Here is a 15521-nt window from a genome sequence, read left to right on the forward strand (position 1 = left end):
TCCCTCTGTCCAGCGCGTGCGGCCCCCGACAGAGGCTCAGGGAGCGCGCAGCAGCGTCGCGGACTCGTAGAGGCTCTGCTGCTGGAAGACGCCCGCGGCGGACGTGTCCTTCTCCAGCTTTGACTGCACGCCCTTGGGCAGCTGCGCGTAGAGGTCCTGGCCCAGCAGTCCTTCAATCTGGTCCACCGGCACGCGCGACTGCTGGAGCAGCGGGAGGATGTCCTCCTTCTTGGACGGGCCTTCCTTCGCGTTCGGCACCATGTACGCGAACATCGACAGGTTGCCGTTGGGCAGCTCCAGGAGCACCGTCTTGAAGTTGTGCGTGGGGACCGCGATCTGCCGGTCGGCCTTCGAGCCCGTCGTCTGGAGGGACTCGGGCGGCAGCGGCTTGCCCTTGTCGTCCAGGTACAGGTTGCCCGTGACGATGTAGGCCTTGCCGCCGGTCTCCTTGATCATCTCCGACACGCCGCGCTCCAGCGTGCGCCACACCTGCTGGTTGTGGTTGCCGTGCTGGGGCGCGATGTTGGTCATGTAGTGGCTCTCGTTCATCGCCGCCTGCGTGGGCGAGTCCTCGGCCGGCTTCATGTGTCCCCGGTCGAAACCGGTGTTGTTGTAGTCGGAGTCCACCACGCCGCCCTGCTTCAGCTCCGGGTCGCGCACGAAGGTGCTGTTGAGCCGGCTGACGTCCGCGGGCGTCTCCTTCACGTCCGCCGCGGACAGCATGTAGCTCACGAACGTGGGCACGTTCTTGTCCGTGTCCATCAGCGTGCGCGAGTACTCCTTCACCAGGTTCAGGCCGGGCGTCGCGCCGCTTCCGCCCACGCCCTGGAGCGGATCCACCTCGCCGGCCACTTCCGCCACGCGGCTCTGGAAGGTGGCCATCTGCTGATCCGGCACCCACTGCGTGTTCGCGGCAGTGCCCGTGCCCTTGGCCTGGTTCGCCTTGGACGCGTTGATGTAGGCCGTCAGCTCGTCCGCGGAGAGCTCACCATCGCCGTTGCCGCCCAGGAGGTCCGCGCGCTTCGCCACGGACTGCTGCCAGGGGCTTTCGAAGCTGTCCACCTTCGCGGACTGCGCGCCCCCCTGAAGCTTCGCGTCGAGCGCCGCGCGCTGCTGCTGGATGGCCGTGGACGTGAGGAACTGCGCGTCCGTGGGCGCGGAGAGATACGACTCCAGCTCCGCCGCGGACACCTGGCCGTTCGAGGCCCGGCTTCCATCAACGCCCTCGTCCGCCGCGTGCAGCAGGCGCCCCTGCCAGCTTTCGTCCGTCCAGCCGAACTTCTGCTGGAGGTCGGAGATGGCCACCTCCTTGGTGGCGGAGCGCTTCCAGCTGCCCCCCGTGGGCGCCACGACATTCGACGCGGGCGCGCTGACGGGAGCATCCGCCCCAGCGGGCACCGCGGTGTTCGCGGGCGCGGCGGTGGGGACAGCCGCGTTCGCGGGCGTGGGACGCGGGGTGGAGACTCCCGTCGGGATTCGCAGCGACATGCGGTGAACGTCCTCGGGGCCGGCGGGGGTGACGATCGGGGAGGGCCCCTGTTCTTCATCGTCGGAGTGACGCGGCACCCGGTTGCGTCACTCCGCCCTTTTTCTCAGCAGGCAGGGCGTTTTTCGGTCCGGCTGGACCCGGCTGTCACTTAATGCCGGACTTCGAGGGGGGCGGAGGGCGGTGTCCGTCGGGCCGGGCGTGCTGGACGGCGTGGACGATGCGGGCTTCGGCCTGGAGTTTTTCGACGACGGCGGCAGGCAGTCGGGCGCGCTCGGCGGCGACAGCAAGGGTGATCAGGAAGGCCTCGCTGACGGGCCCCTGCGTGGAGGCGTTGCGCTCGGCGGGGGTGAAGGCGTGGGCATCCACCACGGTGCCGGAGGCGGTGCGCACCTTCACGGGGCGCTCCTCGGTGGCCAGGGCGAGCGCGGTCTCCAGGCGGGCGAGGACGGGCCAGGACTCGGTGGCGACGGGGCGCAGGCGCCCGGACAGCCGGTGTCCGGGAGCATCCACCAGGCGTGCGACCCGGCCGCCCCAGTTGGGCACGTGCACGTCATAGACGACGTCCACGTCCAGGGCCTCGGCGAGTTCGCCCTCGGGGAAGTCGGGCACGGGGGGCAGGCCGTGCAGGTGCCGGCTCGCCGCGGCCGGAGCCAGGTCGAGGGAGAACGCGAACCAGGGACGCGAAGCCGCGGGGCCAGATGCCATGGGGACGAGTGTCCCCGGCGCGCGGCGGTGGAACAAGGGCCAGGCCGTGCGGATCCGCGTCCGGGTGCCGGGGGGTCCGGGCTTTCCAGGTCACGTCACCACGGCGGCGAGGATGCGCTCGAAGAGCCAGGGGGCTCGGCCCAGCAGGCGCACCACGGGCCTGCGCAGACGCGGGCGGCGCGCGAGCATCAACAGGCCGTGCGTGGTCCAGGCGTACTTGCGGAACACCTGCTGGAAGGTGTGCTCGTAGGGCAGCAACGTGTCGCGGCCCGCGCCCTTCGCCAGTGCGTCCGGGAGCAGCGCGCCCAGGGACTCCGCGCAGGCGAAGGCGAGCGTGAGCCCTTCGCCTGTCAGCGCGTCCACGTAGCCGGCGGCATCACCGACGAGGGCGAAGCGATCCGCGATGCGCGTGCGGGCCACACGGGCCAGGGGTCCGGCGCCGCGTGGCTGGGAGTCCGGCGCCGCGCCGGTGAGCTTCTCCGCGAGGCGGGGGAAGCGCTCCAGCATCGCGTCGAAACCCACGCGGCCTGGCACCGTTCCGTCCTCCCAGAGGAACGCGATGCCCACGCGCTCCGCTCCGGCGGGCGTCACGTACGCCTCGACGCCGGAGGCGAAGTGCACCTCCACGTAGGGTGTCCAGGGCACGCGCCGGAAGTGGCGCCGCAGTCCGTAGCGCCGGGGCACGTCCTGCTCCACGTCCAGGTCCTCGGCCTTGCGCAGCGGTGAGTTCAAGCCGTCCGCCGCGACCAGGAAGCGCGCGGACACGCGGCCCACGGGCGTCTCCAGCGTCACCCCATCCGGCGTGCGCACGTGCGACACGACATGCGTGTGCTCGCGCAGGTCCACCCCTACTTCGCGCGCGCGGGAAGCCAGCGCATGGGACAGGGCCAGCCTGCGGACTCCCAGTCCTCCAGGCGCGGGCAGCTTTCCCTCCGCCGTGCTGCCGTCCTCCTGCACGTAGCGGATGCCGACGAAGGGCGAGCTGTCGCTCCGGTCCAGGTGCGCGAGCGCGCCCAACCGCTCCAGCGCCGCGAGGCCGGAGGGCATCAGGCCTTCACCGCACGCCTTGTCCACGGGCGTGGACGCACGCTCCAGCACCACCGTGTCCAGCCCACGCCGTGCCGCTGTGATGGCCACCGCGAGACCAGCAGGGCCTCCGCCCACCACGACCACGTCGTGCTGCTTCACGTGTCCAGCCACATCACGAGTCGTGCTCGGCGCGCACCATCGCCAGCGCGCTCTTCGCCATCTCCACCGCGAGCCCCACCGCGCCCACCTTCTTCGGCGCCGTCAGCTCCCCAGCCAGGTAGCGCCGCAGCGCCTCGCTCCTGCGCAGCTTGCCGCTGGACGTTCGAGGCAGCGTTCCTGGCTCCAACAGGCGCACCGTGTGCGGCTGCACACCCGTCGCCTCCACCACCGCCGCGCGGATGTCCGCCTCCACCGACGCCACGTCCGCGCCCCGCTCCGCGCGCTCGGCCAGGATGAGCAACGCTTCGTCCTGGCCGCCCTCGGGCGTGAAGCCCAGCGCCACCGCGCAGCCCGTGCGCACGCCGTCCACCTTGAGCAACGGATCCTCGAAGGCCTGCGGCGCGTGGTTCGCGCCCCGGATGATGACCAGGTCCTTCGCGCGGCCCGTCAGGTACAGCTCCCCGTCCGCGCTGAAGCCCAGGTCTCCCGTGTCCAGCCAGCCTTCCTCCACCAGCGCTCGCGCCGTCGCCTCCGCGTCCTCGAAGTAGCCGCGCATCACCGACGGTCCCTTCGTGAACACGCGACCCACCTGACGCTCCGGCAGCACCGCGCCGTCCTCGCCGCGCACCTGCACCTCGAAGCCCGCCACCGGCGTGCCCACGCTCACCAGCGTGCGTGCCCCATCACGCGCCTGCCCTTCGCGCGCCAGCACGTCCGAATCCACGCCCAGCTCGCGCGGCCCCCGGCCCGCAGGGGGGAACGTCACCGCCAGCGACGCCTCCGACAAGCCATACACCGGCCGCAGCGCCCGCGCGGAGAAGCCCCACTTCTCGAACCGCTCCGCGAAGCGACGCAGCGTGTCCGCGGACACCGGCTCCGCGCCGTTGAGCGCGTGCAGCCACCCGGACAGGTCCACGCCCTGCAGGTCCGCGTCCTTCACCCGCTTCAAACACAACCCATAGGCGAAGTTCGGCGCGGGCGACACGAAGCCCCGATGCCTGGACAGCGCGCGCAGCCACAGCGCCGGCTTCACCAGGAACGTCTCCGGCGGAATCAGCACCAGGCTGCCCGGGTAGTACAGCGCCGCGAGCACACAGCCGATGAGCCCCATGTCGTGGTACAGCGGCAGCCAGCTCACGCCCACCGGCGTCACGCCCGGGGCCACCGGCATCGCCGCCTCCAGCGCCGCCACCTGCGCCAACAGCGCCCCGTGCGTCAGCGCCACCGGCTTCGGCTCCACCGTCGAGCCAGAAGAGAACTGGATGAGCCCCAGCGCGTCGGGCCCCACCTCCACCTCCAGGTCCTCGTCGCCGTGCATCACCGCGTCCACCGTGTGACAGCCCAGCCTGGGCCGCGCCTGCTCGATGCTTGGGCCCAGGAGCAGCCGCACGCGAGTGTCCGTCAGCACCACCACCGCGCCCGTCAGCTGGAGCATGCGCGCCGTCGAGCGGTGGTACTCGTCCAGCCGCCCCAGCCGCACCGGCGGATACAGCGGCACCGGCACCGCGCCCGCCAGCAGCGCGCCGAAGTACGCATCCATGAACGCGGGCGACGTGGGCAACAGCAACGCCACCCGGTCTCCCGGACGCACGCCCAGCCGCGCCAGCCCCGCTGCCGCGCGCTTCGCCCGCCGGTAGACCTGGGCCCACGGCAGGGACGTCTCGTGCTCGGAGGCATCCACGAACACCAGCCCCAGCGACGTGTGCGACGTCGCCTTCAGCATCGCGTTCACCGTGGCGTGCTTCAGCGCCGGCAGGGGCGGCCCCTTCACGGGTGCGCTCCCACGTCCGGCTTCGCGGCCTCGACCCGCGCCGCCACCAGCCGCGCCAGGTCCTCCACCGTCCGCACGCCCTGCGCGTCCTCTTCCGACAGCAGCACCCGGAAGCGATTCTCCAGGCCCACCGCCAGCACCGTCAGCCCCAAGCTGTCCAGGTGCAGGTCGCGCAAGAGGTCGTGCGCGGGCTCCACCGCGCCCTCGAACTCCAGCTCCTCCCGGGCGATGCGGCGGATCTCCGCCACCGCCTCCATCACGATGTCAGCCACGGCGAACCTCCGGAATGAAGCGGGGACGGTCGGCGAAGGCCTCGGAGTACACCGCTCCGAGCGCCGCCTCCTCCGCGCGAATGCGCACGTAGAGCAGCGCCGCGTTGCCCACCGTGAACACCACCGCCGTCACCCACGCCCCGTGGATGAGCGGCACACAGAACAACTCCAACACCACCGCCACGTAGTTCGGATGACGCAGGAACCGGTACGGCCCGCCCGTCACCGGCGCCAGCCCCGGCACCACGATGATGCGCGAATTCCACCGGTCGCCCAGCGTCCCGATGGCCCAGTACCGCAACCCCTGCGCCACCGCCGCGCCCACCAGCGCCGCCCAACTCCACACGCCCCAGAAGGGACGCTGGAGTCCGAACACCTCCGCGACGCACGCGACGAGGAACAGCGTGTGGAACACGACCATGAACCGGTAGTGCCCCTGCCCCGTCTCCACCCCGCCCCGCGCGAAGGCCCGCGCCGCGTTGCGCTTGGAGAGCACCAGCTCCAACAGCCGCTCCGCGACGAGCAGCCCCATGAAGCCCGCGAACAGTGCCTGCGTTCCGGTCACCATCGCACCAGCACCATCTCCGCGCAGAAGCCCGGACCCATGGCCATCACCACGCCCCAGTCGCCCGGCACCGCGTCCGCTTCTTCCAGCGTCTCACCCAGCACGAAGAGCACCGACGCGCTGGACAGGTTTCCCACCTGCCGCAGCGACTTCCACGAGCGCTCCAGCGCGCCGGACTCCAGCTCCAGCGCGGACTCGAAGCCCTCCAGCACCTTGGGGCCACCGGTGTGCGCCACCCAGTGCTTCACGTCCTGGCGGGCCAGCCCGTGCTCCGCCAGGAAGCCATCCACGTTGCCCCGGATGTGTTCCTTCACCAGCTGCGGGACCTTGGCGGACAGCACCACCTTGAAGCCCGTGTCCACCACGTCCCAGCCCATCACCCGCTCGGTGTCCGGGTAGAACACCGACCGCGAGCCCACCACGCGCGGGCCCGCGGCAGGGGCCTCCGCGCCCCGCAGCACCACGCACGCCGCGCCGTCACCGAAGAGGCCGGAGGCGATGATGTTGGGGATGGACAGGTCCTCGCGCTGGAGCGTGAGCGAGCACAGCTCCGTGGCGATGAGCAGCGCCGTCTGCTTCGGGAACGCGCGCAGGTAGTCCGACGCGCGCGCCAGGCCCGCCGCGCCCGCCACGCAGCCCAGGCCGAAGATGGGCGTGCGCTTCACGTCCTCGCGCAGGCCCATCCGGTTGACCAGCCGCGCGTCCACGCTGGGCGTGGCGATGCCCGTCACCGTGACGAAGAAGACATGGTCCACGTCCTTCGGTGTGAGCCCCGCGCGCGACAGCGCCTCGCGCGCCACCTTCTCCGACAGCTCCGTGGCCACGCGGATCCACGCGTCGTTGCGCTGCTGGAACGTCGCGAGCGCCGGGTACTCCTCCAGCGGCAGCGCCAGGTGCCGGCCGCCCACCTGCACGTTGCGGTGCAGGTCCTCCAGCCGCTCCAGGTTGAAGTGCTTCGTCGCCCACAGGTCGCGCAGCGCCGCGATGAGCTGCTCCTGGCTGGCGTAGTGCGGCGGAAGCGCGCGTCCCACCGCGCTCAACGAAGGGGATGGCGCGGGATCGTGACGGGTCATACTGGGCATGAAGTCCTGAGGGTCCCACCCGGGGAGTCGAGTCCCCAGGCATAATCAGCCGCGGGGCGGGATGCGATGGACTATCGCCAGAGCTGCCCGTCCCTGAACCCCACCGGCTGCCCGCACTGTTGCACACGCGACGCCCCACCGCCGGCTCCGCGACCGGAGGGTCCCTTTTTCGTCGCGCTCAGGCGATGGAGTCCACCACGCCCCCGTCGACCCGCAGCGCGGCGCCGGTGGTGGCGGAGGCCTGGGGTGACGCGACGTAGACAATCATGTTCGCCACCTCCTCCACGCTGGAGGGGCGGCGGAGGATGGAGCTGGGCCGGTTCGCCTGGATGAAGTCCACGGCGAGGTCCTCGAAGGACCGGCCCGACTTCTCGTGCTCCTCGCGGAACATCGTGCGGACGCCCTCGGAGAGGGTGGGCCCCGGCAGCACGGAGTTGACCGTGACGCCCGTCCCCGCCATGCGCTTGGCCAGGCCGCGCGCGACGGACAGCTGCGCCGTCTTGGTGACGCCGTAGTGGATCATCTCCGTGGGGATGTTCAGCGCGGACTCGGAGGAGACGAACACCACGCGGCCCCAGCCCTGCTTCTGCATCCCCGGCAGGTACGCGCGCGACAGCCGCACGCCGGACAGCACGTTCGCCTCGAAGAAGTGGCTCCAGTCCTCATCGGACACGTCGAAGAAGTCCTTCGGTCCGAAGATGCCCAGGTTGTTGATGAGGACGTCGCAGTGGGGGTGCGCCGCGACGAGCGCCGTGGTGGCCTCCGCCGTGCTCAGGTCTCCCGCGAAGCCCTTCACCGTGGCGCCCGGGGCCGCCTCGCGCACCGCCGCGATGGCCCGGTCCACCGCCGCCTGCGTGCGGCCGTTGACGATGACCGTGGCGCCCGCCGCCGCCAGCCCCTTCGCCGTGGCCAGGCCGATGCCGGCCGTGGAGCCGGTGACGAGGGCAATCCTTCCAGTGAGTTCGATGCGCATGGGGTGTCCCGGGAAAAGAGGAGTACGGCCTGAGGCTCCTGGGTATGCGGTCCGCGAGCCTCCGAAACAATGGCCACGCCGTGCAAACCAGCATTCGATAGTTTCGAACAATGGATCGCTTCGACGAGATGGAGCTGTTCCTCGACATCGCCCGGCGGGGCAGCTTGTCCGCCGTCGCGCGAGCCCGGGGCGTGGCGCCTTCCACGGTGACGCTGGGACTCCAGCGCCTGGAGGCACGGCTGGGGGTGCGGCTGCTCGCCCGGTCCACGCGGCGGCTGTCGCTGACACCCGAGGGCGAGGGCTACCGCGCGGACTGTCAGCGCATCCTCACCGACCTGGCGGAGAGCGAGGCGGGCGTGGGCGGGCGCGAGGGTCCCCTCACCGGCCTCCTGCGCGTCACCGCCACCAACGACTTCGGCCGCGCGCGGGTGGCCCCGCTGGTGGACGCATTCCTCCGGCTCCATCCGGGGGTGCGCGTGGAGCTGGTGCTGAGCGACGGGGTGCTGGACCTCATCGAGGAGGGCATCGACGTGGCGCTGCGCTTCGGGCAGCTGGCGGACTCGCGGCTGACTGCGCGGCGCATCGTCTCCGGCCGGCGCGTGGTGTGCGCGGCGCCCGCGTACTGGGCCCGCAACCCGCCGCCTCGCAAGCCCACGGACCTGACGCGCCACAACTGCCTGGTGCTCGCGCGTCCGGGCGCGCCGCAGACGAGCTGGGCGTTCCGCGACGAGGACGGCCGCGTCTTCCACGTGCGCGTGTCCGGGGACCGGACCGCCAACGACGGCGGCGTGCTGAAGGACTGGGCCCTGGCGGGCGCGGGCGTCATCCTCAAGTCCACCTGGGACGTGGAGGCACTGCTCGCCTCCGGCCACCTGGTGTCCGCGCTGGACCGCTTCACGCTGCCGGACATCGACCTGCACGCGGTCCACACCGCCGGGCGCGAACCGGGCCGCCGGCTCGCGGCCTTCCTCGCGTTCCTGGACGAGCACCTCCACCTGCCCCCGGGGTCCGTGGGCGCGAGACGCCGCCGCGCGAGCCGGAAATCCTCTTCACTCGGAGTATGATGCGCGTTTCACCTTTCAGGGAAGACACGCCATGGCCGAGGAAGCCACCGTCCGGTTGTTGAAGCAGCAGTCCACGAGCAGCGCCTACGTCCACGTGGTGACGCCACCGAAGCCGCCCGCGGAGCTGATGGCCGCCCTGAGCAACGCGAACGTTGGCGCGGTCTGCGCGCTGCTCGCGGGAGGGGCGCACAGCACGGTCGTCACCGACGTCGCGCTGGACCAGGAGGCGGATGGCAATCGCAACCCCGCCCAGCGCAACCCCGCGGGGCTCCGGCAGAAGGACAGCCAGCAGAGGACCGTCGCGAATCACATCGCCAAGTGGGGCGCGAAGGTCGGCACCGAGTGGCGACTGTTCAAGCAGCCGAAGATCGAAGCGTTCGTGGTCAGCCTCTTCCAGGCGGTGAAGGCCGGGGCGGAGAGCGGCAATCACCTCTGGACGAAGTGCGCCGTCACCTTCAGTCGCGCGGACCTCTTCCACTGCCACCTGGTCTACGACGTCTCCGGAACCCAGCCGGACATCCTGTTCCTCTTCCACCTGAAGGAATACCCAAGCAACATCGAAGCGGACAAGAGCCACGACGCGCACCTCATCGAACCGGACATCGCTGAGTTCACGTCCCACGAAGACGCGGGCTACCCGCGGCGCAATGCCGTCTACTCCTTGCGGATGAACCGGCTGTGGATCATCAATTACATCCGCCGCTATGACGAGGACCTGTGCGTTGCGGTCTACAAGGAGGAGCATCCCTACCTCCCGCTGCTGACGAGGGTTTCGCGGGACGCGAACATGCTGAGCAACATCTACGGCAATCCCCTGGCCGTGGGCGGAGACCAGCTGGGGGACGAGTTCGGGACCATCAATTACTTCCCCCGGGAGCTCGCCCACCCCATCTTCGCGGTGCGCGGGCACTGAGCCCGGGCGGCGATGCCCTAACAGGCCGCGCTCCGTCCGCTCCTGAATCGCCCCTGGCCCTTCTGTCCTGCCAGCAACGACAGACAGCGCTTCCGACCAGCGTCGTTTTCCCTGACAGGCCGGTAGCATCCGGGCCGTTCGCGCGCTGGGGGGATTCGATGAAGATGGTCTGTGTTGGCGGAGGCCCTGCCGGGCTCTATTTCTCGATCCTGGCGAAGCTGTCCAACCCGAAGCACGACGTCACCGTCGTCGAGCGCAACCCACCGGGCATGACGTATGGCTGGGGCGTCGTGTTCTGGGATGACCTGCTGGACGACCTCTTCCGCAACGACCCGGTGAGCGCGCAGAGAATTGCCCAGGCCGCGGCGCGCTGGGACACGCAGGAGGTGCACCTGCGAGGCCGGTACGCGACGCACATTGGCGGTTATGGCTTCGCGCTGGGACGGGACCGGCTGCTGGACATCCTCATCCGCCGGGCGAGGGGGCTGGGCGTGGACGTCCGTTTCGAGCACGACGTCACGGACCTCTCCGCGTTCATGGACGCGGACCTCGTCGTCGCCTGTGACGGCGTCAACAGCCGGCTGCGCCAGCGCCACGCCCATCACTTCCAGACGCACGTGGAGGAGGGACGCAACAAGTACATCTGGCTGGGCACCGACAAGGTGTTCGACGCCTTCACCTTCGCCTTCGAGGAGACGCCCGCCGGCTGGCTCTGGTTCCACGGCTACCGCTTCAACAGCGAGACCAGCACCTGCATCGTGGAGTGCCAGGAGTCGACCTGGAAGGCGTTGGGCTTCGACGCGCTGGGACCGGATGAGACGCTCCGGAAGCTGGAGGGCATCTTCCAGAGCCGGCTCCAGGGCAAGTCGCTGTTCAACCAGCTGAAGGGCATGGGCCGGGCGCCGTGGCTCAACTTCAAGCGCATCACCAACGAGCGCTGGTACCACGACAACGTGGTGCTCATGGGGGACGCCGCGCACACCACGCACTTCTCCATCGGATCCGGGACGAAGCTGGCCATGCAGGACGCCATCGGGCTGGCGCGGCAGCTGCGAACGCAGCCGGACGTGCCCACCGCGCTGGAGGCGTATGACGAGGAGCGGCGCGCCTCCCTGCTGGCCATCCAGCTGGCGGCGCGCAGCAGCTCCGAGTGGTTCGAGAGCGTCCCCAGCTACGTGGACCAGGACGCGACCCAGTTCGCCCATTCGCTGCTGAACCGCCGGGGCAGCTCCGTGTGGAGCTACCTGCTGCTCATGGCCAGCCAGCAGCCCTCGCTGAGGGGGGTGCTGCGCACGCTCCACTCCTCCAAGCAGTGGGTCCGCGAGCAGCGTCGGGGTCGCGGCGCGGTGGCGCTGGGGGCTCCGCCGCCGGGCTAGGGAGTCGGCGCGGCGTCCGGCGGGGGCGGCGTGGCGATGAGCAGGCCGTAGGCGTTATTGCCCTCGGTCTGCGTCCACGAAGCCTTGAAGTCCTTCCACGAGTAGACCTCCTCGCGGTTCTGGTAGGGATTGTAGACGCGCACCATCCAGTCGCCGTTGCCATTCTCCTCCACCGCGCGGACGTTCACGAAGTGCGCCGTGCCCCCGGCGCGCAGCATTCCATCCGCGCCGTCCGGGTTGATGTTGACCAACGCGACCAGTGACTTGCCGTCGGCGAGGAACCGCGCGAAGTCCTCGGGAGGCAGCGCGTCTCCCGACGAGTAGTCCGTGGTCCATTTCTCGGCCGTGTACATCGGTATCAGGTCGTCCTTGCCGGTCGTGTACCCGGTGTTGAGCAGGCCCTCGCTTATGTCTCCGTTGGAGGCCGCGAAGCGTGTCAACGCCTCCTGGGGCAGCACCCCCATCGACGCGCCCACGGCCAGCGGGCCGCACAGGTTCTTGTGGACCGTGCGCCAGTCGCCGCCCCACATCGAGTTGAGGTTGAGGTACTGCGCGGCGGAGTGGGGATGCACCGCGAACTCACGCCATTCGCCCGCCTTGCCACGGCCCAGCGTGCTGGCCGTGCCGAGGAAGGAGTGCTCCGGCACCTCGCCTCCGGATTGCACACCACTGAAGAGCTTCTGGGTCTGCTCGCTCACGGCGGCCTGCCATTCCTGCTGGAAGATGGCCTGCTTGCTCTCCGAGGGCAGGTGGCTCCACGCCATGGAACTGAAGGAGGGCGGCGGCGGGCCGTTGACGTCGAACTCCGGCATCGGCCAGTTCTCCGCCACCACCTTCTCGCGGGCGGTCTGGATGATCTCCGCGCGGCTCTCCTTCGGCAGCGCGTTCCACACGTGCATCTCGATATCGGGCGGGCGCGTGCCATCCGCCATCCATTGGGGGAAGGGGGACTCATAGGGCGGCGGCGGGACGACCTCTTCCTTGACCAGGGACGCCTTCACCCAGGCCTGGGTTCCGTTCTCCAGTTCCACGTTCAGCCAGGACGCATCCTCGTTCTGGCCAATCACCTTCAGCTTGTCGCCCGCCGTCAGGTCCCCGATGTCGTCGAAGGTCACGCCCGGCCCACTCCGGATGTTCATGTTGCCGTTCGGCAAGACCCAGCGCTCACCGTCCGCCACCTGCCGGTCCGCCACGCCAGACAGCCCCAGCTTCTGGATGAGGGCTTCGCGCTGAGGACCCGGAGGCGTGGAGAGGACCTGCTGCATCTTGCCGGCGGGCACCGGGACGGGCTGCGAGTAGCGCGGGTGCGTCGCCTGCCACTGGCCCAGCGTCTCGTAGCGCACCGTGGGGTGGTTGGGGTCCACCACGGAGCCATCCGGCCTGCGCACCAGGGCATGACCCACGCCGTCGCTCGCGTCACGAATGAGGACGATGGAGTCCCCCGGCCGCGCCAGCCCCATCGCCTTCTCCAGACAGTTGGCGCTGCCGTCTCCCAACTGCTCCGTGCGCAGGTTGCTCGCGGGCGCGGGCGTGGAGTCGAACGTGACGGAGGCCGTGTCCGGCAGCGTGGTCGTGCCGCTGCCGTCCGTGACGGTGGCGGAGAACGTGGTGGGCACGGTCAGCGCCGTGGAGCTGCGCGCGGTGACGACGTAGCTCCCCGCGCCAGAGTCCACCGCCGTGAGGCACGTCGCGCCCGGCGTGTTCACGGTGCAGGCGGAGGTCCCGTGCCACCCAGCGTGACCGACCCATCACTGCTCAGGACTTCGACATGGAGCCCCGTCCCCAGGGGTTCACCATTCGCGTCGCGAGGCGTGACGGTGAGGGTCACATAGGCCAGTCCGTCCGAGGGCGCGTTGGTTGCGGACGCAAGCAATTGAGGCTGCGGTTCAGTCAGACCCGCGCGAGAGTTCGCGGGGGCCGGCCCACTTTCTTCCAGCGGCGGAGGGGAACAACTCAGCAACGCGGTAAGCGCGAGCGGACCTGCGAATGGCAGACGCATGAAATTCTCCCTTTGAGTTGGAACAGCGGCCGGCTGGCAAAGCTTCAGCTCGGGCCGCTGGACGTCCGTATGCTTCAGCGGGGCTGCGTGATGGAAGGAGTTACTGGAAACATTCTTGCCGCAATCGAGTCTTTCCTGACCTATCCGCAGACATCACAGGAGCGCATCCACTTGAGTCTCCAGCCACGCCGTTGATGCAAGGAGTTGAGGCCATCTCGCTCGAATGCTTCAGGGTGCTAGCTTCGGCGGATGCCCTGGACTGCGGAGCAAGCGACCCCTTTCGTCCCACGCGACTACTGCTACCTGTACCCGCAGGCGACACTTGAGCCAGTGGACCTCGTCACGATCTGCACGGACTTGGCTTGGATGATGGAGATCAAGCGAGAGGATCTGGCGGGCTGGTACCGTCCGCTCGGGCTCGCCTTGTTCGAACGGTTCGGGCTCGCGCACCTCCCTCAGCGCCGCGCGTTCGCGGAGGCGACGCTGGGAAGCGACCTCATGCATGCGCTCGGCGCGATGGACTCGCCCTCATTCACGGATGGGCTCGGACGGGCCTGGCGCTTCCGGAGAAAACTGCTGGCGCTGGCCTCTGAGGCATCGGGAGTTCTTGAAGGCCACCCCTTCCAACTCTCGGTGTTCCACCGACAGATACCGCCGCATCTTCGGCCCATGGCGGAGGACGTCGCGGATAGCCTGATGGCTCACACCCGGGCCTCACTCAAGCTCGCCGAGAAGTTGGACCGGACCATCCTCGCGCTCTGGGGATGCCCCTTGGAGCACCTCGAGCAGAAGGTCACGCTGGCGGAGCTCGCCGCCGCCGGACTTGAAATCCAGACGTTCGAGCCATGAGTCCCATGCGCGAGTCGTGGACAGGTGGGACGAAGCTCCTGGCGGCGGCGAGCCTCGCGGGCGCGGTGTGCTTCCTCTTCGTCATGGACGTGGGGCTCCGGGAGGCGCGGCTCGTCACCAAGGCGCTGCCCATGGTGTGCCTGCTGCTGTGGCTGTGGCCCGCGCGGGGGCGCTATGCGCGGTTCATCTTCACGGGGCTGGCGCTGTCTCTGCTCGGCGACGTGCTGCTAGAGGTGAGCCCGGACCTGTTCCTTCCGGGCCTGGGCGCCTTCCTGCTGGCCCACCTGGGCTACACCGCCGCGTTCGTCTCCGTGACGCGGCGCCTGTCCCTGCTGCGTGCCCTGCCCTTCCTGCTCCTGGCGGTGGGCGCCACCGTGGCGCTGTGGCCGGGGCTGGGCGGGATGGCGCCACCGGTAACAGCCTACGTCGCCGTCATCTGCACCATGGGCTGGCGCGCGGCGGCCATGATGAGCGCTCCGGAGCTTCCCCGGCACGAGCAATGGCTGGCACTCCTGGGCGCGCTGCTGTTCTCCGCCAGCGATGGGCTGCTCTCCATCCGGCTCTTCGTCACGCCCCTGCCAGGCCTGGGTTACGCCGTCATGCTGCTGTACTGGGCCGCACAGCTCTGCATCGCGGCCTCCGCGCGCGTGGAACACGCTCCGGTTCCGGTGCCTGCATCCATGCCGCGATGACCCCACCGGAGCCGGAGCGCCTCACGACGCTCCGCCTCCGGCAGTCACCTCGGAACTACTGCAGCACGCCGATGGTCTCCGCGCGGTCCACGGCCTCACCCTTGGTGGTGTAGCCGGAGTACCAGCCGGTCAGGTTGCTGCCGGACTGGTCATACTGCATATGGACGTGGGCGCCCGTGGCGTTGCCCGTACCGCCCTCGTTGCCCACCTGGCAGCGGTTGCACGTGCGGTCGAACGAGTCCGACGTCTTGATGAAGTGCCACAGGCGGAACGTCTTGCCGTTGGAGAAGGCGTGCTTCGCCTCGTTCTGCGTGCCGCTGCCCGTGCCGTTGCAATAGACGCCCGAGGTGCGGATGGTCACGTTCCAGGACAGGGACGCCACCACGCCCGTCTCCACGCCCCAGTAGTTGCAACGACCGCTGGAGATGTCCACCGCGCCGTGGAACGTGCCGCTGGAGTAGTTCGTCGTCGCCGTGACCGTGCCCGGAAAGGGCGACTTCACGGTGTACGAGTACGCAGCCGCGACCGAGGGAACCGCGAGGGCCAGGATGGCCGCGAAGGCCTTCTTCTTCATGTGACGCAT

Annotated in this window: 15 protein-coding genes; 5 read left to right on the forward strand and 10 right to left on the reverse strand. The window is 69.8% G+C overall.

Going from position 1 to position 15521, the window contains the following annotated elements; genetic code table 11:
- Positions 1 to 36: 36 nt before the first annotated feature.
- The 8 genes from D7V77_RS09080 to D7V77_RS09115 all read right to left on the reverse strand — a co-directional run bounded on the left by D7V77_RS09080 (position 37) and on the right by D7V77_RS09115 (position 8045).
- A complete protein-coding gene (locus D7V77_RS09080) occupies positions 37 to 1488 on the reverse strand; it encodes a DNA/RNA non-specific endonuclease (RefSeq protein WP_120575878.1) in 1452 nt (483 codons plus the stop codon).
- A gap of 145 nt (positions 1489 to 1633) precedes the next feature.
- On the reverse strand, positions 1634 to 2194 hold the full coding sequence (locus D7V77_RS09085) for a gamma-glutamylcyclotransferase (protein ID WP_120575879.1): 561 nt from the start codon (positions 2192 to 2194) through the stop codon (positions 1634 to 1636).
- A gap of 90 nt (positions 2195 to 2284) precedes the next feature.
- A complete protein-coding gene (locus D7V77_RS09090; protein WP_120575904.1) occupies positions 2285 to 3382 on the reverse strand; it encodes an NAD(P)/FAD-dependent oxidoreductase in 1098 nt (365 codons plus the stop codon).
- Between the two features lie 13 nt (positions 3383 to 3395).
- On the reverse strand, positions 3396 to 5153 hold the full coding sequence (locus D7V77_RS09095) for a fatty acyl-AMP ligase (RefSeq protein ID WP_120575880.1): 1758 nt from the start codon (positions 5151 to 5153) through the stop codon (positions 3396 to 3398).
- Positions 5150 to 5425 carry an acyl carrier protein gene (locus D7V77_RS09100; RefSeq protein WP_120575881.1) on the reverse strand — a complete coding sequence of 92 codons (276 nt, stop codon included), beginning with the start codon at positions 5423 to 5425 and terminating at the stop codon, positions 5150 to 5152. The genes D7V77_RS09095 and D7V77_RS09100 overlap by 4 nt, the downstream gene beginning before the upstream one ends.
- Positions 5418 to 5993 (reverse strand): isoprenylcysteine carboxyl methyltransferase family protein, encoded by a 576-nt coding sequence (locus D7V77_RS09105; protein ID WP_120575882.1) that lies wholly within the window; start codon positions 5991 to 5993, stop codon positions 5418 to 5420. Before D7V77_RS09105 ends, D7V77_RS09100 begins: the two co-directional genes overlap by 8 nt.
- Positions 5987 to 7072: a type III polyketide synthase gene (locus tag D7V77_RS09110; protein WP_169821482.1), complete on the reverse strand. Its 1086-nt coding sequence runs from the start codon at positions 7070 to 7072 to the stop codon at positions 5987 to 5989. The genes D7V77_RS09105 and D7V77_RS09110 overlap by 7 nt, the downstream gene beginning before the upstream one ends.
- A gap of 178 nt (positions 7073 to 7250) precedes the next feature.
- Entirely contained in the window at positions 7251 to 8045 is a 795-nt protein-coding gene (locus D7V77_RS09115) for an SDR family NAD(P)-dependent oxidoreductase (protein ID WP_120575884.1), read from the reverse strand.
- A gap of 110 nt (positions 8046 to 8155) precedes the next feature.
- On the opposite strand from D7V77_RS09115, the gene D7V77_RS09120 reads away from it, so the two are divergent.
- The 3 genes from D7V77_RS09120 (at position 8156) to D7V77_RS09130 (ending at position 11398) form a co-directional block, all read left to right on the forward strand.
- Positions 8156 to 9109 carry a LysR family transcriptional regulator gene (locus D7V77_RS09120; RefSeq protein WP_120575885.1) on the forward strand — a complete coding sequence of 318 codons (954 nt, stop codon included), beginning with the start codon at positions 8156 to 8158 and terminating at the stop codon, positions 9107 to 9109.
- A gap of 31 nt (positions 9110 to 9140) precedes the next feature.
- Positions 9141 to 10022: a hypothetical protein gene (locus D7V77_RS09125; protein ID WP_120575886.1), complete on the forward strand. Its 882-nt coding sequence runs from the start codon at positions 9141 to 9143 to the stop codon at positions 10020 to 10022.
- Positions 10023 to 10180: 158 nt separating this feature from the next.
- Entirely contained in the window at positions 10181 to 11398 is a 1218-nt protein-coding gene (locus tag D7V77_RS09130) for an FAD-dependent monooxygenase (RefSeq protein ID WP_120575887.1), read from the forward strand.
- On the opposite strand, the gene D7V77_RS09135 is transcribed toward D7V77_RS09130, so the two are convergent.
- Positions 11395 to 13104 carry an SH3 domain-containing protein gene (locus tag D7V77_RS09135; RefSeq protein WP_147452023.1) on the reverse strand — a complete coding sequence of 570 codons (1710 nt, stop codon included), beginning with the start codon at positions 13102 to 13104 and terminating at the stop codon, positions 11395 to 11397. The two genes, D7V77_RS09130 and D7V77_RS09135, sit on opposite strands and share 4 nt — an antisense overlap.
- Positions 13105 to 13763: 659 nt before the next feature.
- Between D7V77_RS09135 and D7V77_RS09145 the strand changes: the two genes are divergently transcribed.
- On the forward strand, positions 13764 to 14246 hold the full coding sequence (locus tag D7V77_RS09145; RefSeq protein WP_147452024.1) for a hypothetical protein: 483 nt from the start codon (positions 13764 to 13766) through the stop codon (positions 14244 to 14246).
- Positions 14243 to 14938, forward strand: a complete 696-nt coding sequence (locus tag D7V77_RS09150; RefSeq protein ID WP_233596770.1) for a lysoplasmalogenase — start codon at positions 14243 to 14245, stop codon at positions 14936 to 14938. The genes D7V77_RS09145 and D7V77_RS09150 overlap by 4 nt, the downstream gene beginning before the upstream one ends.
- Positions 14939 to 14993: 55 nt before the next feature.
- On the opposite strand, the gene D7V77_RS09155 is transcribed toward D7V77_RS09150, so the two are convergent.
- Positions 14994 to 15521 (reverse strand): hypothetical protein, encoded by a 528-nt coding sequence (locus tag D7V77_RS09155; RefSeq protein WP_120575892.1) that lies wholly within the window; start codon positions 15519 to 15521, stop codon positions 14994 to 14996.

It is taken from the genome of Corallococcus sp. CA041A (assembly GCF_003612075.1).
In the GTDB taxonomy this organism is placed as follows: domain Bacteria; phylum Myxococcota; class Myxococcia; order Myxococcales; family Myxococcaceae; genus Corallococcus; species Corallococcus exiguus.